This window comes from Tuberibacillus calidus DSM 17572 (genome assembly GCF_000430685.1).
GTDB classification, from domain to species: domain Bacteria; phylum Bacillota; class Bacilli; order Bacillales; family Sporolactobacillaceae; genus Tuberibacillus; species Tuberibacillus calidus.
Genome location: NZ_AUMM01000021.1, coordinates 50,341 through 70,325, shown reverse-complemented (window position 1 = coordinate 70,325; position 19,985 = coordinate 50,341). Strand labels below are relative to the sequence as shown.

18 protein-coding genes, 2 rRNA genes and 2 riboswitches are annotated in these 19,985 nt (G+C 44.8%); of the genes, 18 read left to right on the top strand and 2 right to left on the bottom strand.

The window, feature by feature from the left end; genetic code table 11:
- The 6 genes from H532_RS0106905 to tsaD form a co-directional block, all read left to right on the top strand.
- Window positions 1-84, top strand: a 23S ribosomal RNA gene (locus H532_RS0106905); the annotation flags it as partial.
- A 106-nt stretch (window positions 85-190) separates the two neighbouring features.
- Window positions 191-306: ribosomal RNA gene (rrf, locus tag H532_RS0106900) — 5S ribosomal RNA — on the top strand.
- Window positions 307-555: 249 nt separating this feature from the next.
- Window positions 556-1,002 (top strand): tRNA (adenosine(37)-N6)-threonylcarbamoyltransferase complex ATPase subunit type 1 TsaE, encoded by a 447-nt coding sequence (gene tsaE / locus H532_RS0106890; protein WP_027724884.1) that lies wholly within the window; start codon window positions 556-558, stop codon window positions 1,000-1,002.
- A complete protein-coding gene (gene tsaB, locus H532_RS18110; protein ID WP_051263192.1) occupies window positions 999-1,733 on the top strand; it encodes a tRNA (adenosine(37)-N6)-threonylcarbamoyltransferase complex dimerization subunit type 1 TsaB in 735 nt (244 codons plus the stop codon). Before tsaE ends, tsaB begins: the two co-directional genes overlap by 4 nt.
- Window positions 1,702-2,145 carry a ribosomal protein S18-alanine N-acetyltransferase gene (rimI, locus tag H532_RS0106880; RefSeq protein WP_027724883.1) on the top strand — a complete coding sequence of 148 codons (444 nt, stop codon included), beginning with the start codon at window positions 1,702-1,704 and terminating at the stop codon, window positions 2,143-2,145. The genes tsaB and rimI overlap by 32 nt, the downstream gene beginning before the upstream one ends.
- Window positions 2,142-3,152: a tRNA (adenosine(37)-N6)-threonylcarbamoyltransferase complex transferase subunit TsaD gene (gene tsaD / locus H532_RS0106875; protein WP_027724882.1), complete on the top strand. Its 1,011-nt coding sequence runs from the start codon at window positions 2,142-2,144 to the stop codon at window positions 3,150-3,152. The genes rimI and tsaD overlap by 4 nt, the downstream gene beginning before the upstream one ends.
- A gap of 558 nt (window positions 3,153-3,710) precedes the next feature.
- On the opposite strand, the gene H532_RS0106865 is transcribed toward tsaD, so the two are convergent.
- Window positions 3,711-5,615, bottom strand: coding sequence for an ABC transporter ATP-binding protein (locus H532_RS0106865; RefSeq protein WP_027724880.1), 1,905 nt, complete (start codon window positions 5,613-5,615; stop codon window positions 3,711-3,713).
- Between the two features lie 195 nt (window positions 5,616-5,810).
- Here H532_RS0106865 and moaC point away from each other — a divergent pair, with 195 nt between their 5' ends.
- The 5 genes from moaC (at window position 5,811) to map (ending at window position 9,049) form a co-directional block, all read left to right on the top strand.
- Window positions 5,811-6,287, top strand: a complete 477-nt coding sequence (gene moaC / locus H532_RS0106860) for a cyclic pyranopterin monophosphate synthase MoaC (protein ID WP_027724879.1) — start codon at window positions 5,811-5,813, stop codon at window positions 6,285-6,287.
- Between the two features lie 21 nt (window positions 6,288-6,308).
- Entirely contained in the window at window positions 6,309-6,947 is a 639-nt protein-coding gene (locus tag H532_RS0106855) for a redox-sensing transcriptional repressor Rex (RefSeq protein ID WP_027724878.1), read from the top strand.
- A gap of 11 nt (window positions 6,948-6,958) precedes the next feature.
- Complete coding sequence (locus H532_RS0106850; RefSeq protein WP_027724877.1) at window positions 6,959-7,144, top strand: twin-arginine translocase TatA/TatE family subunit; 186 nt, start codon at window positions 6,959-6,961, stop codon at window positions 7,142-7,144.
- Complete coding sequence (gene tatC / locus H532_RS0106845; RefSeq protein ID WP_027724876.1) at window positions 7,144-7,890, top strand: twin-arginine translocase subunit TatC; 747 nt, start codon at window positions 7,144-7,146, stop codon at window positions 7,888-7,890. Before H532_RS0106850 ends, tatC begins: the two co-directional genes overlap by 1 nt.
- Before the next feature lie 409 nt (window positions 7,891-8,299).
- The gene (map, locus tag H532_RS0106840; RefSeq protein ID WP_027724875.1) at window positions 8,300-9,049 is read left to right on the top strand and encodes a type I methionyl aminopeptidase; all 750 of its coding nucleotides are present in this window, start codon (window positions 8,300-8,302) and stop codon (window positions 9,047-9,049) included.
- 51 nt (window positions 9,050-9,100) lie between these two features.
- On the opposite strand, the gene H532_RS0106835 is transcribed toward map, so the two are convergent.
- Window positions 9,101-9,769, bottom strand: coding sequence for a CPBP family intramembrane glutamic endopeptidase (locus H532_RS0106835; RefSeq protein WP_027724874.1), 669 nt, complete (start codon window positions 9,767-9,769; stop codon window positions 9,101-9,103).
- Between the two features lie 191 nt (window positions 9,770-9,960).
- Here H532_RS0106835 and groES point away from each other — a divergent pair, with 191 nt between their 5' ends.
- The 7 genes from groES (at window position 9,961) to guaA (ending at window position 19,970) form a co-directional block, all read left to right on the top strand.
- On the top strand, window positions 9,961-10,245 hold the full coding sequence (gene groES / locus H532_RS0106830) for a co-chaperone GroES (protein WP_027724873.1): 285 nt from the start codon (window positions 9,961-9,963) through the stop codon (window positions 10,243-10,245).
- 41 nt (window positions 10,246-10,286) lie between these two features.
- Window positions 10,287-11,903, top strand: a complete 1,617-nt coding sequence (gene groL / locus H532_RS0106825) for a chaperonin GroEL (RefSeq protein ID WP_027724872.1) — start codon at window positions 10,287-10,289, stop codon at window positions 11,901-11,903.
- Between the two features lie 824 nt (window positions 11,904-12,727).
- Window positions 12,728-12,840, top strand: a riboswitch (SAM riboswitch).
- A gap of 106 nt (window positions 12,841-12,946) precedes the next feature.
- Complete coding sequence (locus H532_RS18105) at window positions 12,947-13,171, top strand: Fur-regulated basic protein FbpA (protein ID WP_425426239.1); 225 nt, start codon at window positions 12,947-12,949, stop codon at window positions 13,169-13,171.
- Window positions 13,172-13,787: 616 nt separating this feature from the next.
- The gene (locus H532_RS0106795; RefSeq protein WP_027724870.1) at window positions 13,788-14,756 is read left to right on the top strand and encodes an AAA family ATPase; all 969 of its coding nucleotides are present in this window, start codon (window positions 13,788-13,790) and stop codon (window positions 14,754-14,756) included.
- Window positions 14,753-15,988: a DUF58 domain-containing protein gene (locus tag H532_RS18100; protein WP_051263191.1), complete on the top strand. Its 1,236-nt coding sequence runs from the start codon at window positions 14,753-14,755 to the stop codon at window positions 15,986-15,988. The genes H532_RS0106795 and H532_RS18100 overlap by 4 nt, the downstream gene beginning before the upstream one ends.
- Window positions 15,975-18,176 carry a DUF4129 domain-containing transglutaminase family protein gene (locus H532_RS0106785; protein ID WP_051263190.1) on the top strand — a complete coding sequence of 734 codons (2,202 nt, stop codon included), beginning with the start codon at window positions 15,975-15,977 and terminating at the stop codon, window positions 18,174-18,176. The genes H532_RS18100 and H532_RS0106785 overlap by 14 nt, the downstream gene beginning before the upstream one ends.
- 38 nt (window positions 18,177-18,214) lie before the next feature.
- Window positions 18,215-18,316, top strand: a riboswitch (purine riboswitch).
- Window positions 18,317-18,437: 121 nt separating this feature from the next.
- Window positions 18,438-19,970, top strand: a complete 1,533-nt coding sequence (gene guaA, locus H532_RS0106775; RefSeq protein WP_027724868.1) for a glutamine-hydrolyzing GMP synthase — start codon at window positions 18,438-18,440, stop codon at window positions 19,968-19,970.
- Window positions 19,971-19,985: the final 15 nt, after the last annotated feature.

Below are 19,985 nucleotides of genomic sequence, written 5' to 3'. Positions count from 1 at the left end.
GAGATGATGAGGTAGATAGGTTCGAGGTGGAAGCGTGGCGACACGTGGAGCTGACGAATACTAATCGGTCGAGGACTTAACCAAAAAAAGATGCACGAAACCTTCGTTTTCAGTTTTCAGGGTGCAAACGCACCTGAAAAAGAAGTTTGACTAGGCTAAGCCTTGCGTCGAACGCTCAATATCAGATCTGTCCGGTGACAATGGCGAAGAGGTCACACCCGTTCCCATCCCGAACACGGAAGTTAAGCTCTTCAGCGCCGATGGTAATTGGGGGCTTCCCCCTGTGAGAGTAGGTCGTTGCCGGACAATGGAAGAGAACAGCGAAAGCTGTTCTCTTTTTTATATAAAAAAGTATGAAAAAATTGGCTTATGTTCTCGTTGAACCGTTATATGCATGGATGGCTGTCTCGGATTTCAATCGCAAAGGTGGAATGACAACGTTATTCGGCTTTTTATTGCAATGCTTTTTCTTTTTTTCAGTTGTCCATTATAATAAAGAAATAGTGGATCATTGAGTGTAAATAAAGCAAGGGATTTGCTAAAGAGGGGTTTCCTATGTACGAATTCTTCAGCCATTCAGATGCGGATACAAAAGCTTTTGGAGAGCGTTTGGCGAAATTAGTCGCTCCTGGAGATGTCATTACCCTAGAAGGGGACTTAGGCGCCGGAAAAACGACGTTTACCAAAGGCTTAGCCAAAGGACTTGGCGTTCAAAGAAATGTCAACAGCCCGACTTTTACCTTAATAAAGGAATATGAAGGGAAATATCCGCTTTATCATATGGATGTCTATCGGCTGGATGAGGATGAAGATCTTGGGTTTGAAGAATACTTTCAATCGGATGGCGTCACGGTCGTGGAATGGGCAAGCCGGATTGCCGAACTGCTGCCCCAAGAGCGATTGGATATAGAAATAAAAAGGATCGGAGAAGAATCGCGCGCGATTCGCTGTACCCCTCATGGGAAACGTTACGAAGCGTTGTGTAAGGAGTTAAGTTCATGAATGTATTAGCAATCGATTCATCTAATGTCGTCATGGGTGTGGCCATAACGAAAGGCGACACGGTATTAGGTGAACTGATAACCAATTCGAAAAAAAATCATAGTGTCCGCTTAATGCTTGCGATTGAGCAGTTGTTTATCGATGCTGGCATAAAGCCTGAAGAGATCGACCGCATTGCCGTGGCTGAGGGACCGGGTTCGTATACTGGCGTTCGCATCGGTGTGACTATCGCCAAAACGATGGCTTGGGCGATGAAAAAGGAATTGGTCGGCTTATCCAGTTTGGAAATTCTCGCCCAAAATGGTTTGTATTTTAATGGGTACCTCTGTCCGTTATTTGATGCGCGGAGAGGACAAGTCTATACCGGTCTTTATCGCTCGAATTCCACAGAAGTTCAAGCTATCGAAAGCGACCGGTTAATATTACTAACGGATTGGTTGGCTCAACTGCAATCGTTAGACCAACCCATTCTTTTTTTAGGTAATGATTTGGCTTTACATTGGGATCGCATTCAAGCCTTTTTAGGTAGGCAAGCTGTTCGGGCTCGATACACGGAAAATAACCCTCGGCCGTCAACCTTAGCCTTTTTAGCGCAAAAATATCCGCCTGTTGAGGCTCATGCGTTTACCCCGCGCTACTTACAGTTAGCGGAGGCTGAAGCGAAATGGCTCGCCAAGCAAGAGCAGAAAGGACAGGAAAATGGAAGTTTGCATACGAAAAGCGACGATTGATGATGTTGATGCGATCTATAGTATCGAACAAATCTGTTTTACCTCTCCTTGGACGCATGAAGCCTATGTGAACGAGTTAACTAATAATCAATTTGCCACCTATTTTGTTGCGGAATTTGATGGGAAGATCATTGGCTATTGCGGGGTCTGGGTCATTATTGATGAAGCCCATATAACCAACATTGCGGTACTTCCGAATTATCGCGGCTATAAAATTGGTGAAACACTGCTCCGGCAAGCGATGTCTTTTGCCAAAATGAATCATGCCAAACAAATGAGTCTAGAAGTGCGGGTATCCAATGAAATTGCCCAAAATTTGTATCGAAAACTCGGCTTTCAAAACGGCGGGATTCGAAAAGGGTATTATATGGACAATTATGAGGATGCCTTAGTGATGTGGGTGAAACTATGACAAAAAACACGATGATTTTAGGCATTGAAACAAGTTGTGATGAAACAGCTGCGGCCGTGGTTGAAAATGGCACCATGATCCGTTCCAATATCGTCGCCTCCCAAATCAAAAGTCATAAACGTTTTGGGGGTGTTGTGCCAGAAATTGCCTCTCGCCACCATGTTGAACAAATCACGCTTGTCTGTGAGGCGGCCCTTGAGGAAGCGAAAGTCACATGGAACGAGATCGATGCGGTGGCGGTCACCCAAGGACCGGGACTTGTCGGCGCATTGTTGGTGGGTATTAGCGCGGCAAAGGCGCTGGCTTTTTCAAAAGGTATTCCACTGGTAGCCGTCAACCATATCGCCGGGCATATTTATGCCAATCGTTTAGTTGCGGACATGCACTTCCCGTTGGTTGCATTGATCGTTTCCGGTGGTCATACAGAGTTAGTTTACATGCCTGAACATGGCGTCTATCACTTAATTGGGGAAACGAGAGACGATGCCGCTGGAGAAGCTTTTGATAAAGTTGCCCGCGTTTTAGGCCTTCCCTATCCGGGAGGCCCCGAAATCGATCGCTTATCACGTGAAGCGGAAAACCCGATTGAGTTCCCGCGCGCTTGGCTCGAAGAAGGGTCCTATGATTTCAGTTTTAGCGGGTTAAAGTCTGCGGTGTTGAATTATGTCCACAATGCCGAACAACGCGGGGAAGCGATCAACAAGGCGAATGTTGCCGCTGGTTTTCAGGAAAGCGTGATTGAAGTGCTTGTGGAAAAGACCCTTCGAGCGGTCGGAGAATATGGAGCCAAGCAGCTGCTTGTTGCTGGCGGTGTTGCAGCAAACCTTGGGTTAAGGGAGAAAATGACGGCGGCAGCACAGAAACATGCCGTTGAGCTCGTCATTCCACCGTTAAAGTTATGCACCGATAATGCGGCGATGATTGCCGCGGCAGGGACCATCAATTATTTAAAAGGTGTACGCGCGGATTTATCACTTAATGCCAATCCCGGATTACAACTGACGTAAAAACCGGTTCGGATTATGTCCGAATCGGTTTTTTTTATTAACTTTTTCCATGTATAAGATTGCGTATCAGTTGTAAGTGTTTTGGGCGGGAAAATAATATGCAATTTCAGATTGCGTAACAAATTGCCAATCTATTAGGCGAGAAATGATATGCTTTTTTGAACCAGCGTTGGTATGAAGATGTCAGGGATTGGGATGGCGGCTCAAGATCCAGGTACAGGGGAAGGGAAATGCCACGCTTTCTGGTTGCGTATTGACCCTGTGGGTAAAATTATCCACAGGAAAATCACATTTGTGGAAAAATGCCGTTTACATTCGTGTATAAATCTTTTGGATGGGGATAAAAAATGTGGATAAAATCCAGGTGAAATGTGGACAAAGTGGATAAAACGGTGGATAAGGCAGGATATTTACCTCTCATTTGTTGATAAAACTGTGCATAATGTGCGTAAAGTGAGAAAGCAAAAAGGGTGACACCTGCTTTCAAATCCCCGTCATCGTCACGACAGACAAAAATTGTAAGCAGGCGCCAACCTCTTTTATAAGATTTGTGTGACATTATGATTGCAATTCCGTCCATTCGTCGATTAAAGCTTCAAGTTGGCTTTTTTTCGCGCTCAATTGGTCATTGACTTCGGTAGCCTTTTCATGGTTCATATAGACATCAGGGTCGAGCAATTGTTGTTCCAAGGCTTGTACCGCTGTCTCAAGTGAGGAAATTTCCTCCTCAAGCTCTGCGATGCGGCGTTGTCTTTTCCGTTCTTCTTGTTTCTTGCGCTTCGTTTCTTCATAGGAGTCCTGCATGGGCTCGGCAGACTTTGCAGATCGAGTCGGGGCATTTTCTTGTTGGAGCTTCCGAAGTTCTTCCTGTTCTGCTTTTTTTTCGACATAGTAATCGTAATCACCGAGGTATTCAGTTAAGCCGTTGGATGATAGCTCCCACACTTTTGTCGCAATTCGGTTAATAAAATAGCGGTCGTGGGAGACGAATAGCAAGGTTCCGGGAAAATCTATTAACGCTGCCTCCAAGGCTTCTTTGCTTGGCAAGTCGAGATGGTTGGTCGGTTCATCCAATATAAGGAAATTATCGCGCCGCATCATCAGTTTAGCCAAAGCCAGTCGGGCTCTTTCACCACCGCTTAAGGAGGCGACGGTTTTTAAGACATCATCACCTGTAAATAAAAAGCTTCCGAGGGCGGTTCGGATGTCTTCTTCATTCATTAACGGATAATCATCCCACAGTTCATTTAATACGGTTTTATTTGGTGTCAAGCCTTTTTGCTCCTGATCAAAGTAACCGATGGACACATTAGCCCCCAATCGAATGGACCCTTCCAACGGTTTTAAAGCACCGATGATCGTTTTTAGCAGCGTCGTTTTTCCCATACCATTAGGACCGACGAGCGCTACGCTGTCTTCACGATATAATCGAAACGATAGGCGCTTGGCGATGGCTTTGTCACCATAGCCAATAATAAGGTCTTGTGCTGAGAGGACATCATTGCCACTAATTTTTTTTATATCAAAGCGGATGCCGGCTGTTTTATCGTCGCCTTTCGGTCGTTCGATGATCGTCATCTTTTCCAGCTTTTTTCTGCGGCTTTGTGCCCGTTTTGTCGTAGAGGCGCGGGCGATGTTCCGTTGAATAAAATCTTCTAGGTTTTTGATTTCTTTTTGCTGTTTTTCATATAATTTCATTTGCCGTTCGTAGTCGGCGGCTTTTTGTTGCAGGTAGGCAGAATAGTTTCCCGTGTATCTATGCGAAACGCCGCGGGAAATCTCATAAATTTTATTCACTAACTTGTCCAAAAAGTAACGGTCGTGGGAGACGACGAGGATGGCACCTGGATAATGGCGTAGATAATTTTCGAGCCAAGTTAGTGTTTCGATATCCAGATGGTTGGTCGGTTCGTCGAGAATTAAGAGATCCGGTTTTTTCAATAAAAGTTTGCCGAGAGAGATCCGCGTTTTTTGACCACCGGAAAGGGAGCCGATGGGGGTATCCGGGCTATAGTTCTGAAAGCCAAGCCCATGCATGACACTTTGAATTTCCGCATGATACGTATAGCCTCCGGCACGTGTAAATTCCTCAAGAAGCCGATCATATTCCTCAAGTCGTTTTTCTGAATGGTCTTTCGCTATTTCCTGCTCTAGTACTCTGAGGCGCTTTTCCTTCTCCAATAATTCAGCAAAAACCGATTCAAGTTCTTGGTAGATAGACCGGCTGGACTGTAGCGTGCTGTTTTGTTCCAGATAACCAATCGAAACATCCTTGCCAAAAGACAGTTCACCGGCGTCATACGGTTCTACACCGGTAATGATTTTAAGCAAGGTGGACTTGCCGCATCCATTCCGACCGACGAGCGCGACCCGTTCGCCGGATTGTACTTCAAGGTTAATATTCGTTAAAATAGAGTCTGTACCAAATGATTTTTGGATACCACTCGCTTGTAATAGAATCATGTCTAACCCTCCAAGCTCTCATTCTAGTTTAGCCTATATTTTAAGCACGGGGCAATATCGGGACGAAACGTTTCTTTTTCGATATAGAAATTATTCGTGAAGTTTTCGCTTGTGTTAAAAAAAATTCAATTTTTGCTGGTTTACAATCGCTAGAATTATGCGAAGGTTAGAATGAGAGGATCGAGGTGAGGCGTCTTGAAAGATTTAACGCATATCAATCACCAAGGACGGGCAAAGATGGTCGATGTCTCGGAGAAACCGATCACGGTAAGAACGGCAAGAGCATGCTCCAGCATCAGAATGAGTGAAAAGGTCCGACAGGCCATTGAAACTCAATCGGTTAAAAAAGGTGATGTTTTAGCGGTGGCTCAAGTGGCGGGGATTATGGCGGCCAAAAATACACCGCAGATCATTCCGATGTGTCACCCTATTGCGCTTAAAGGCATCGACATCTTGTTCCATTGGGATGAGGAAGAACCTGTGCTTTATATCGAGAGCTTTGTTAAGACCAAAGGGGAAACCGGGGTAGAAATGGAGGCACTTACTGCCGTGACAGCCGCCGCATTGACGGTTTATGATATGTGTAAAGCACTTGATAAAAGCATGGTCATCGGAGAGACATATTTAAAGGAAAAGACCGGAGGAAAGAGCGGTGATTATCACCGTTCGTAACCGGGGGCGGAGGTCAGAAGTATGGCATATGAGAAAATTCCACACGCGACGGCCAAGCGTCTGCCATTATACTATCAATTTTTACAACATTTATCGGAATCTGGAAAACTTCGAATTTCCTCATCTGAATTAAGTGATCTCGTAAAAATCGATTCGGCAACGATCCGCCGTGATTTTTCCTATTTAGGTGCATTAGGGAAGAAAGGTTATGGATATAATGTTGAACATCTTCTCGCGTATCTACGGGAAAAATTGAATCAAAATGAACTCACAAAAGCGATGCTCGTCGGTGTCGGTAATTTGGGAACAGCGATTTTAAAGTATAATTTTATTAAGAATAATAATATTCGCATTGTCGTTGCTTACGATAAAAATCCAAAGACAGTCGGAAAAACGATTGGTGGGACACCCGTATACCACATTGATCAATTACCAAAGGACAAGCATCGGGATATCCCGGTAGCCATTTTAACCGTTCCCGCCGATAGTGCGCAGGCTGTTACCGACCAGCTTGTTCAGAGTGGAATCAGTGGTATACTTAATTTTACACCCGTGCGTTTAACTGTACCGAAACATATTCGGCTTCATCATATCGATTTAGGCGTTGAATTACAAACCCTTGTTTACTTCATGAAAAATTATCCTTTAAACCGAGAATAGGAGGTGGGAACATGGGTATAGGTCCGGGAGGTATTATATTAATTATCATTTTGGCACTTATTCTTTTTGGACCGAAGAAGCTGCCTGAATTGGGCAAAGCCGTCGGCCATACGTTGCGCGAGTTTAAAAGCGCTACCAAAGGATTAGCCGATGATGATGAAGAAGATAAGAAGAATAAAAAACAGGATGATCTTTAATGACCGATAAACAAATGAGTCTGGCGGAGCACCTTCAAGAACTGCGAAGGCGTCTTGTGATCGTCTTAATCGGTTTTGTCATTACTTTCATATTAGGTTTAGTTTTATCCAAACCGGTCATCCGTTTTTTGCAAAATGTAGAAATAGCAAAAGGAATTGAAATGAACGCTTTTCGGGTGACCGACCCTTTTAATGTATACTTGCAAGTGGCTTTTGTTATTGGGCTCGTTCTTGTTGTCCCGCTAATTCTCTATGAGTTATGGGCGTTCATCAGCCCGGGCTTATACGAGAATGAAAGAAAAGTGACGCTGAGCTATATTCCTTTAATGATCATTTTATTTTTGCTTGGGATCGCCTTTTCGTATTTTGTCCTTTTTCCGTATGTCATTCATTTTATGACGAATTTAGGGGAATCTCTTGGCATCCATAGCGTCATCGGCATTAATGAATATTTTCATTTTCTGATCCAACTGACACTTCCATTCGGCTTTGTGTTTGAATTGCCCATTTTGATAATGTTTCTGACGCGTCTAGGTTTAATGACGCCCCATCTTTTGACAAGAATAAGAAAATACGCGTATTTTGTCTTATTTGTTATCGCAGGGTTAATTACCCCTCCGGACGTTGTTTCCCAATGCATCGTCATGGTACCACTTGCACTGCTTTATGAGGTTAGCCTAGTCATTTCAAGACGCGTGTTTCGGAAAATGATGAAGCGTCAAATGGAAATGAACCACGAGTCATAATCGTGGTTTTTTTATATACTGGTAAGAAAAGTATTCATTTTTCGGGTCGTATAAGGGATACGAGGTATTGCCATCACCAGGAAAGGTTTGCACTGACTTTTTAACCGGGCCAGTATAAGGTCAACTAAGACTCTGCCTTCGCCTAAAAGGCTTGCACTGGCTATTAACCAGTCCAGTATAAGGTCAACTAAGACTCTGCCTTCGCCTAAAAGGCTTGGCAGAGTCAAGTTTCCTTTAGCAGAGTCAAGTTTCCTTTAGCAGAGTCACGTTTCCTTTAGCAAATTCAATTTTCCTTTCGCAGAATTAGGTTTTCTTTATTTTACAGCCTCGTTTGTTAAAATAAAAAAGCATGGTTTTGTATCCGTTCCAATTCCACGACATAATGTAGACAATAGATGAGGTGAAACGCATGATCCAATTAAAATCGATGAATGAAATAGAAAAAATGCGCGAAGCAGGGCAGCTATTGGCGCGATGCCATCAGGAAATTGAAAAGCTCATCAAACCCGGGGTGACGACTGCCGAAATTGACCAATTCGTCGAAGATTTCCTTGCCAGCCACGGAGCGGTGCCAGAACAGAAAGGTTATCATGGCTATCCGTATGCAACATGTGCTTCCATCAATGATGAAATCTGCCACGGGTTCCCCCGTAAAACCCCTCTTAAAGACGGGGATATTGTCACGATCGATATGGTTGTGAATTTAAACGGCTGGCTTGCCGATTCAGCATGGAGTTATGCTGTTGGGGAAATATCTGAAACAGCGCAGAAATTGCTAGATGTGACGAAGACTTCCCTCTTTTTGGGGATCAAAGAAGCTGTTCCCGGTAACCGAATCGGCGATATTGGGCATGCGATCCAGACGTATGCTGAGGGGGAAGGTTTTAGCGTCGTCCGCGAATTTGTCGGACATGGCATCGGACAATCCATGCATGAGGAACCACAAATTCCCCATTATGGATTAAAAGGAAAAGGGTTAAGGTTGAAAGAAGGCATGGTCATTACAATAGAACCCATGCTGAATGTCGGAGATTGGCGGTCGAAAGTGGATGCTAACGGATGGACGGCACGAACCGTCGATGGCTCATTGTCCGCCCAATATGAGCACACGATCGCTATTACAAAGGATGGTCCGCTGATTCTGACGACGCTTGAATAAAGAAAAAAGGGTGTGTCCAGTCGACATACCCTTTTTGTTTTAAACGATTGTTTAAAATGTATGGAAATCAGAGATGAATCCAAAGCTTTGGAAAGCCACAAGAACTGCGATGGTATTCATCGTTCCGTGTGCGACCATGGATACGACGATCCGTTTTGTTTTTCGATATAAATAACAGAGGACAAGACCGATTGAGCCATAAAGAATAATATGTCCGTCGGCGTGTAGAAGGGCAAATAATAGCGAGCTGATGACGCCGGCGATCCAAAAATTCGTTTTTTTATAGAGCTCTCCGAAAATGATTTTCCGAAATATGATTTCTTCCAGAATCGGCCCAACAATGACGACCACAAGAATGACGTATGGGGAGATGGTTGAGAGCCTGATAATTTTTTCCGTATTTTTCGATTGAACAGGTGTACCGAAGATAGCCTGTTCAATAATTGCCGCGGCAATTTGCGTGATATAGACGAGGAAAATGCCAATCAAAGCCCATTTGACAGCCTCACCAAAATCGGCGCGCTCAGCATCTCGAACGAATCGATGTTCCGGCCATAATAGGAGAAGCACAATGATCAAGGTGATCAGAAAGCTCGTAACGGTTAAGATCCCTATCCGTTGCCCAGCTGGCAAAAAGTTTAGTAACGTTGTGAAGCTTAAAAGTCCCGAAAGTTGGCAAAGAATGTAGGTGGCAAGAATCCACCAATATCTTTTTGGCAAACTGGTTCTCTCCCTTATGTAAGGAAAATAGAATATCAATCCTTTTAATATTTTAACACAGTCTGGGTATCCTAAAAAATTTGTGTCAGAGACTTGCATTCGTTTTCGATATTGATTATTATAATACTGGATTTAGCACTCGCACGTTTAGAGTGCTAACAACACCATTTCATCACTAAGGAGGGTTTTCCATGTTAAAGCCTTTAGGTGATCGCATTGTTATCGAACCAGTAGAAAAAGAGGAAAAAACGGCCGGCGGCATCGTTTTGCCTGACACGGCGAAAGAAAAGCCGCAAGAAGGCCGCGTGATTGCCGTCGGCACAGGTAAAGTTGCTGACAACGGCGAACGCATCGCCCTCGAAGTGAAAGAAGGCGACCGCATCATTTTCTCAAAATATGCGGGTACAGAAGTAAAATATGATGGCAAAGAGTATTTAATTCTTCGCCAAGACGATGTTTTGGCCATCGTTGAGTAAAAAAGACATTCCATACTACATATTGAGGAGGGTTTTGTCTAATGGCTAAAGTCATTAAGTTTAGTGAAGACGCTCGCCGCGCCATGCTTCGCGGTGTGGATGCCTTAGCAGACGCTGTTAAAGTCACGCTCGGACCGAAAGGCCGTAATGTTGTTCTGGAGAAAAAATTCGGATCTCCGCTCATTACGAACGATGGTGTCACCATCGCTAAAGAAATTGAGCTTGAAGATAAATTTGAAAACATGGGTGCGCAACTGGTAGCAGAAGTTGCCAGCAAAACGAACGATGTTGCCGGTGACGGTACGACGACGGCGACGGTTTTGGCTCAAGCGATGATTCGCGAAGGCTTGAAAAACGTCACATCTGGCGCTAACCCAATGGTCGTTCGCCGCGGGATTGAAAAAGCGGTGAAAGTCGCTGTTGAAGAATTGCAACGCATCAGCAAACCGATCGAAGGCAAAGAATCCATTGCCCAAGTTGCTGCGATCTCTGCAGCTGATGAAGAAGTCGGTCAATTAATTGCTGAAGCCATGGAACGCGTTGGCAACGACGGCGTTATTACGACCGAAGAGTCCAAAGGCTTCACCACCGAACTCGAAGTGGTTGAAGGGATGCAATTTGACCGCGGCTACGCTTCCCCGTACATGGTCACGAACTCTGACAAAATGGAAGCTGTATTGGAAAATCCGTATATCTTAATTACGGATAAGAAAATTTCCAGCATCCAAGAAATTTTACCGCTGCTTGAACAAGTTGTTCAACAAGGCAAATCTCTCTTAATCATCGCTGAGGACGTTGAAGGCGAAGCTCTTGCAACGCTTGTTCTCAACAAACTCCGTGGTACCTTTAATGTCGTTGCCGTTAAAGCTCCGGGCTTCGGTGATCGCCGCAAAGCGATGCTCGAAGATATCGCGATTTTAACCGGTGGTCAAGTCATCACGGAAGAACTTGGCCTCGATCTGAAAACGGCTAATGTCACACAACTTGGTACCGCAAGTAAAGTCGTTGTTACGAAAGAAAACACGACGATCGTTGACGGCGCTGGTTCGGCAGATGACATTGCTGCCCGCGTGAACCAAATTCGCGCTCAACTCGAAGAAACAACTTCTGAGTTTGACAAGGAAAAACTGCAAGAACGCTTGGCAAAACTCTCTGGCGGTGTTGCTGTCATCAAAGTCGGTGCGGCGACAGAAACCGAATTGAAAGAACGCAAACTCCGCATCGAAGACGCTTTGAACTCAACCCGTGCGGCGGTTGAAGAAGGCATTGTTTCCGGTGGCGGTACCGCATTGGTTAACGTCACCAAAGCTGTCGAAGCGATTGAAGCGGAAGGCGATGAAGCAACCGGCGTGAAGATCGTTCTTAAAGCTCTGGAAGCTCCGGTTCGCCAAATTGCTGAAAACGCTGGCCTCGAAGGTTCCGTCATTATCGAACGCTTGAAAAACGAAAAAGTCGGCATCGGTTTTGACGCTGCTAAAGGCGAATGGGTCAACATGATCGAAGCCGGTATCGTCGACCCGACGAAAGTTACGCGTTCCGCACTCCAAAACGCAGCATCCGTATCGGCCATGGTTCTTACAACCGAAGCCGTTGTTGCGGATAAGCCGGAGGAAGAGAAAAATGCCGGCGGAATGCCTGACATGGGCGGCATGATGTAATAAAGAACTTAAAAGGAGAATGGACCTCGATCCGGTCACATTCTCCTTTGAATGATGCTTTTCATAAGTTCACTGAACTTATGGGAAGCATCTTTTTTTGTGTTTGAGTCTTTTTTTGTGGGGTTCGTCATTCAAGGGATCCCATTGGAGCACAGCCACACCCCCAAAGTGGCTGTCCATGCGTCATCTTTCTTACCATTTACCTAAACACCAATAAGTAAGCGTACAAGGTCAAAAGGTGTCATAGCCATTCTTTCGGAATGTTTGGCATGTTATAATAGAAACAAGCACAATAGATCGGCTTCTCAAGGGAGGCGGCTCATCCCCTGTGAAAGGGGGTGATGCCATGGACGAAACGATCTACCAATTACTCTCGTTGATGATCGCCTTTGGAGCCTTAGTAGCTCTGATAATGTCCAGTAAAAGTAAGTAGACCTCCCTTGGGCTCACCAGGCATCTAGGGAGGCCTTGTGTGTTGAACTAGAGCCGCCCCTCTTGGAGGGGTACGGTCTATTGTGCTTAATATATGTTCCTTTTATTTTTATTATACCTAATTTTTCCGAATTGTAAACAAACCGGCACTGGGGTAGTTTTTGGCTGATGACGTTTTCGCTTTATCGGAAAGCGCGCCTGTATTTTCGGGTGAACGCCATGATTGATCGCCGGGTAGGCATTGAAAAGTTATGCATTTAGGTATTGCTTAGGATGATACAATGTGTCAGCCTTAAAGAGAGATAAGCTCATATCCGAGTTGACACGTAGGAATAATACAACTAAAATAAAAAACAAAGAGTATAAATGGCCCAATAATCTTACAAGTCTTCTTCTTATTAAGAGTGGCGGAGGGACTGGCCCGATGAAGCCCGGCAACCTTGGTGATTCTTTAAGCCAAAAGGTGCCAATTCCTGCAAGTCGTCTGCGACTTGAGAAATAAGAGGAGGTGGCAGAATATATCGTGAACCCACTTCCTGTATGTGAAGATGGGTTTTTTTGTTTTTCTATGTATTTGTTGGTCATGCGTGTTCAAGAATTGTATTGAAAGGGTGAGGTCATTGAGTGAATTGTTTCGTTCCGCACTTGAAAAAAGGCGCCAAGAGTTGATCAATAAATTGATCGCCTTTGACATCTATAAAGTCCAACATAAACATTTATACGAATTAACGTTGACACAGTTAGAAAATGCCTATAAAAGCGTAATCGCACGTTCTCATGCAAAACATGTGACAGAAGCAAACAGCGATCATGCCCGTCAAGCACCTGAAGCTTAAAAAGCGGACTTATAGGCTAATTAGGGAAATAGTCTGCAGGAACAGAGGAAGTATTAAACGGCATCAATCAGGGATACAAATCGTAAGGATTTGTATCCCTGATTTTTATAGGAATAGACTTTTTTGTTGGTTATGCCATTGTTGATTTTGGATCAATATAATGCCAGTGTAAGCCCTTAAATTAAATGCTCCGTTCATTACTCAAAAATCACTTTGTCATGTGCTATTACTTGTTTGAATTCAACTTTCTAATCAGAGCAAGCACTACGAAGATCATCACTGCAAAAACTCCACCAATTATTAAAAAAGTCATCAATTGAAAGATAAAAGTACCAATATGGAATTCCAGCATTTTTTTCCCTCCTTTATTTCATGTAACGGTGATGACCTACCAGGAAGTGTATTTACCCCAAGGTAACGAGCATTAAATATTTCGATTATTACCAATATATTACCATACGTGCTGATATTTTGAAGCGACGAAAACAAGAAAGTATGCGCTTTTTGCCATAAAATAGTTTCCTATTATTCATTTCTGATATAATAATCTATATGTAAATAATATTTTGATAATATATAATTTAGTCCGTATTAGGTTGTGTTAGGGGGAAAAATGATGATCGCTGATTTTGAAAGCCTGGATCCATCCGTTCAAAAAGTCATTGATAATATTGAGAAAGTCATGGTTGGCAAGCGCCGTACGGCGGTTTTGGCACTCGTTGCTCTCTTTGCGGAAGGGCATGTATTGCTTGAAGATGTCCCTGGGGTAGGTAAAACGATGCTCGTCCGTGCTATTGCCAAGTCACTAGGGATAGAGTTTAAAAGGATTCAATTTACGCCGGACCTCTTGCCGTCCGATTTAACCGGGATGTCGGTATACAATCAGAAAACGATGACCTTTGAGTTTCGTCCGGGACCGTTAATGGGGAATGTCGTTCTCGCCGATGAAATTAACCGCACGTCGCCGAAAACACAAGCGGCGCTCCTTGAGGGCATGGAAGAAGGTAGCGTCACGGTCGATGGGAAAACGCGGATTTTACCTAAACCCTTTTTCGTTATGGCGACACAGAATCCGATCGAATATGAAGGGACATTTCCGCTGCCGGAAGCCCAACTTGACCGTTTTCTCTTAAAGCTGACAATGGGTTACCCCGACCGTACAGAGGAATTAGAGATTTTAAATCGCTTGGAATCAAGCCATCCGATTTACGACATTGAGCCCGTGATGTCCCAAGAAGAAGTGGTGGCGCTTCAAGAAAGAGCCCGCCGCATTTATGTCGAAGAAACCGTAAAAAAATATATGATCGACTTGGTGACCTTTACGCGCAAACATCATGATGTCTATCTTGGCGTCAGTCCGCGCGGGACATTGGCGTTATTAAAAACATCGCAAGCCTATGCGATGATGCATGGTAGAGACTTCGTCGTGCCGGATGATGTGAAATTTTTGGCGCCTTTTGTGCTTGGGCATCGCATGATTTTAAAACCCGATGCAAAATACTCCGGGACAACGGTGGAATCCGTTGTTGAAGATACCTTAAAAGCCGTTAAAGTTCCCGTATTGAATGAGGGCGGGGTCAAATGATCCGCCGACTGCGACGATATCGGCCGACACTCGGCTTGTTTTGGGTTGTCGTTCTTTTTCTCATCGCGTTTTGTTATGCCATGTTCCAAGGCGGTTTTGTCAGCTGGTTTGTGTTTTACAGTTTCCTTCCTGTTTTTCTATATACAATATTATTGATGTTTTACCCACTTCATGATGTCCACATCGAGCGACTGGTGGACCAAGAGGAGCTCTATGCGGAAGAACCGCTGCAAGTGACGATTAAGCTCACGAGAAACCGTCCGTTCCCGCTCTTTTACTTGATCATTGAAGATCACGCCCCTGAGAATATGTTGAAAAAGCATGCTCAATTAACGAAAGAAACGACGAAGGCGCTAGTTTCACTTGGCTTTCGGAAACAGGTGGTCTTTGATTATCGCATTGATGGAATGCCGCGCGGAGATTATCGGTTCCGAGAAGTGACCATCAAGACGGGCGATTTATTCGGTTTCGTCCAAAAACAAAAAACGTTTCGGGTCGAGCAACGTGTTCTTGTCTATCCGAAAGTGATTACACCAAAAAAATGGCTGCCGCTGGATTTATCCCAGGGCGGGCGGCTGCGCTCTAGGCGGAATTTTGAGGTGGATTTAACGTCGATCTCCAGCATCCGCGATTACATTCCGGGTGACCGTTTAAGTTGGTTAGACTGGAAAGCGACGGCGCGGACTAATAAGCTTGTGACCAAACAATTTGAATTTCCCCTCAATAAAGATATTGTTGTTGTCTTAGATCGAACCGGCCAAAGTTCTTCCGATGATTTTGAACGGGCTGTCTCACTTGCTGCGAGCCTTTCAGACCGGGCGCTTCGGACAGGGTCCGCGGTTGGCTTTGGCTCATTCGGGAAAGAAACGACTTGGGTGACAAGGCATGATCAAACCTACCAGAAATGGGTCATCCTTCATCATTTAGCGAGTGCAGAACAAGATGGTGCCATGGATATCACTTATCTATTCAATAAATATGTGCGGCATTTGTCACCGCAAACAACCCTTGTGTATATTACGCCTCATTTAAGTGAACGCCTCATTTGGCTATTTAATGATTTATTGAGCCGGAGCCTTGCCCTGGAACTGTTTTTCTGTGCGGAAAAACCGTTGCCTGTAGATTATCATCTTTTAGAGAAGCTGAAAGCTTTAGGCGTTTATGCGCACATTGTGTCCGACGATCGTTTTGATGAAATACCAAAAGCGGGTGATACCGTTGCAACGATCTGAAACCCAATTTTCATTTCTTCTGTATCTATTAGCATTTTTGCTTTTCTGGGAATGGCTCAGGCCTTTAACGGTGATTTCCAACACCAGCCGCATCGATTATTTTATCGGGTTTGCCGGTTTTGCATTTCTGTTATCTTACTTGCGGCTCCCCATTTGGATCACTTTTTCGGCGAAGGGGTTTGCCCTTCTTTATGCCTTGCATATGTTGTTTTTTTATAACACACCGCTAATAAGCGGGCTTTGGATCGATTATTTCCTTCAAGATTTAAAAATTAATACCGTGTTTCTGTTTGAAGGCAACTGGGTGGGATTAACGAACCTATTTCGATCATTTCTGTTTTTTATTTTGCTTTGGATCGTCAGTTATCTCATGCATTTTTGGCTTATTCAAACCCGGAAACTTTTCCTGTTTTTCTTCATGACGCTCATCTACCTCACTGTCGTGGATACTTTTACAATGTACCATGCCGACATGGCCATTGTCCGAACCTTGATCATTGGGCTTGTGCTTCTCGGTTTATTAAGAATTTTGAATATCCAAGAGCGCGAACGGGTGGCATTTGAGAAAGGTCCTTTTCCACTCAAATGGATTCGGCCCTTAATTCTCATGATTGGGCTGTCGCTGTTAGTTGGCTTGGTCGCTCCGAAGCCGCAGCCGCAATGGCCAGATCCGGTGCCGTTCATCACCAAAGCGGCCAATGGCTATGGCGATGAGACGAGCCAGGGTGCCTCGGGTGCCAAAGGGGGGCAAACCATTGGTTACGACAGCGATGATACGCATCTTGGCGGTACTTTTCACATGGATGACACGCCGATTTTTACGACCGTCGGAGAGCACAGTCATTATTGGATTGTGGCCACGAAGGACGAGTATACGGGAAAAGGTTGGGTCGTGCACAACGGGGCGGGGACTGAATCTTTAGATCCCCGCGATTTATCCCAGTACCCGGAGTTTACTCCATTTGAGAAAGGAACAAAGACCGAAACCGAAACCGATTCCGTGAGCTACCACGGGCAAACTTTTCCGCAATTGATATACGGCAGCGGTATTTTAAGCGTTGATGCGTCGGAAATGGACACCCTTGAATGGAATAAAAAAACCGGTGAACTTAAACCGTTGAATAACGGTCGCTTCGTAACGTTGAAAAATTATCTCGTTAAATTTCAGTATCCAACTTTTAGTGTTCCCTTGTTGAAAAAAGTTACCGACGCAAGCGCCGACCCTGAAGCGATCAAAGCGCGTTACTTACAATTACCGGAGAACCTGCCAGAACGGATTCGTAAGCTTTCAGAAACCATTACGAAAAGTGCCAATAACCGCTATGATAAAGCCAATGCCATTGTGAATTATTTTAAGTCTGGAGATTTTCATTATGAGACATCGAATATCCCCGTTCCCGGAAAAGGCGTCGATTATGTCGATCAGTTTTTGTTTGAGACTAAACGGGGGTATTGTGATAATTTTTCAACGGCCATGGCGGTCATGCTACGTACGATAGGCATTCCGAGCCGTTGGGTCAAAGGGTTTACTCAGGGTGAATATAAAGATACGCTTGGAAATAACCGATACGAGTATACAATTAGAAATTCCAATGCGCATTCTTGGGTGGAGGTTTATTTTCCTGGGAGCGGATGGGTACCATTCGAGCCGACGATTGGTTTTGACAACATCACGTCATTTAACTATGCCGATTCGTCCGCAGCTGAAGAGAAAACACCTCCGCCGGCGAAGAAACCGGATAAACCGAAACAAACGCCGAAGAAAACCGTGGCTGAGCAAGACACCACCCATCCATCGCTGTTTTCTAAAATCAATCTGAAAGTCTTGTATGTCATTTTTGCTTGTATGGCTGGCGTAGCGCTTATTTTAGGTATCTTCTTGTATCGGACGCGGAAAAAATGGTTGCCGGGCTATACTTTAAGAAGGTTTAAGCATCAAACGGACGCTTCCACGCTTGAACTGGCGGCTAAAAGACTTCTGAAATTGCTGTCGCTTTACGGTTATGTGAAAAAACCGCATCAAACCTTACGCGAATTTGCTTCGATCGTCGACCGCGGTTTGGGGACGGACGATATGAAAAAATTTACGCTCGTTTATGAGCGCGGTCGTTATCATCGATCAGCCACTGAGGATTGGTTGGAATCCAAGAAATATTGGGAAAATATTATCAATAAACTGCGCGGTTGAAGAAAGGATCTTAGACTGATAGAATAGGATCTATAAATCAAGACGTTCCTTTTGCCCTTCATTTAAGCCTGGGGATACGGCCTGGGCGTCTCTACAAGATCACCGTAAAGGATCTTACAATGAAGGCGGATTCCGCGCATTGTTTTTTTGTTTGCATTCCGGGGATCTGCCTTTTCGGCGGTTCGCTCGGTTTTTTTTATGGAAAAAGGGAACATTCAAAATAAGAGACGGTTATAAGAAAAGGAAAGAAGGTCATTTAGCTTGGATCAAGATAAAATCATCGTAGTTGATTTCGGTGGTCAATATAACCAATTGATTGCTCGGAGGATTCGCGACCTTGGCGTTTATAGCGAATTAAGGCCATATACCGTGACGGCTTCGGAAATTCGCAGTGAGCGGCCAAAAGGCATCATTTTTTCCGGTGGACCGAACAGCGTCTACGCGGAGGGAGCGCCGAAATGCGATCCGGAAATTTTTGAACTGGGCATCCCGATTCTTGGCATTTGTTATGGAATGCAGCTGATGAGCGCCCATTTTGGCGCTAAGGTTATGCGGGCAAATCATCGGGAATATGGGAAAGCCATTGTGATTGTTGATACAAACAGCCTCCTTTATAAGGACCAGCCAGTTGAACAAGTCGTTTGGATGAGCCATAGTGATCTTGTCACAGCGCCGCCGGAAGGTTTCGATGTGATTGCAAAAAGTGAATCATGTCCGGTCGCAGCCATGGCTGCTTACGACAAAAAGCTTTACGGAGTGCAATATCATCCTGAAGTGAAACATAGCGAATATGGCTTTCAATTATTAGAGCGGTTTACCTTTGACGTTTGCGGATGCCATGCGACATGGTCGATGGAACATTTTATTGACCAAAAGATTGAAGAAATCCGCCAAGCCGTCGGCGATCGCCGGGTGCTTTGCGCATTAAGCGGTGGCGTCGACTCATCCGTTGCCGCAGCGCTTGTCCATCGAGCCATTGGTGATCGGCTGTATTGCCTGTTCGTCGACCACGGTTTACTTCGAAAAGGCGAAGCCGAAGCGGTTGAAGAAACATTCCGCGGCCGCTTCCATATGAATTTTGTTAAAATTGACGCCCGCCGCCGTTTCCTTGATAAGTTAAAAGGCATCAGCGACCCTGAACAAAAGCGGAAAATCATCGGCAATGAGTTCATCTATGTGTTTGAGGAAGAAGCGGAGAAGCTTCCAGATATCTCGTTCCTCGTCCAAGGTACGTTATATACGGACATCATCGAAAGCGGCACGGATACGGCGCAAACGATAAAGTCGCATCATAATGTCGGGGGACTTCCCGAAAAAATGAAATTGGACTTGGTCGAACCTTTAAATACGCTTTTTAAAGATGAAGTGCGGAAGCTCGGTCAAAAGTTAGGGCTTCCTGATGAAATCGTTTGGCGTCAGCCGTTCCCTGGGCCGGGGCTTGGGATTCGGGTTCTCGGCGAAATAACCGAGGAGAAGCTGACGATTGTTCGTGAATCGGACGCCATTTTGCGTGAGGAGATCGCGCGTTCCGGGTTAGAAAGTGACATTTGGCAATATTTTACGGTGCTTCCGGACATCCGCAGTGTCGGTGTCATGGGAGATGCCCGAACGTATGACTATTGTGTGGCCATTCGCGCCGTAACCAGCGTCGATGGGATGACGGCAGATTGGGCACGGATTCCTTGGGATGTGCTCGAAAAAGTGTCCACACGCATTGTCAATGAAGTGGACCATATCAATCGCGTCGTTTATGACATTACATCCAAACCGCCGGCAACGATTGAGTGGGAATAACATTTAATCCGAACA